Below are 480 nucleotides of genomic sequence, written 5' to 3'. Positions count from 1 at the left end.
AGTCCGTTCCCGCCGAGCACCTGCCGGCAATGGTCACCAAGATCCGCCCGGGTGACCTGATCATCAAGCGCACCGAATCGTGGGGTGCGCTACAGGGCGACCGCGCCGAGGGCACGTTCTCGGCGGAGGTCGAGGGCGCCCCCGGGCAGCTGCGCGGCACCATGACCCTGACGGCCGACGGCGACGGATCGCTGCTGGTCATGGAGGGTGAGGTGGAGGTCAAGCTGCCGCTGATCGGGGGCAAGGTCGAGTCCGTCATCGCCGGGCAGGTCCTCGAACTGCTCGACGCCGAGGAAGACTTCACCGGCCAGTGGACGGCGACGAAGTAGTCACCGCTTTCCACAACGGGCGGGCCACCGACCGGTAATCTGCCGGTCATGGCCCGTCGCATCGACTATTCAGCCAGGTTCGACCATCCTGCCGAGAAGGTGTACTCCGCGCTGCGCGACCGGGACTACTGGGAGGCGCGGATGGAGGAGA

The 480-nt window shown here is 67.5% G+C and carries 2 protein-coding genes; both read left to right on the top strand.

The window, feature by feature from the left end; all coding sequences use genetic code 11:
• Positions 1-329: DUF2505 domain-containing protein (locus AC07RN_RS21025; protein WP_478337222.1), on the top strand; the 329-nt coding region annotated here is incomplete at its 5' end.
• 48 nt (positions 330-377) lie between these two features.
• On the top strand, positions 378-480 hold a 103-nt coding region (locus AC07RN_RS21020; RefSeq protein WP_478337223.1), incomplete at its 3' end, for a DUF2505 family protein.

The sequence above is a fragment of the Lelliottia sp. GFLA7 genome, from assembly GCF_056490165.1.
The sequence above is the reverse complement of the archived record's forward strand: the minus strand, read 5'-3'. Positions and strand labels throughout refer to the sequence as shown.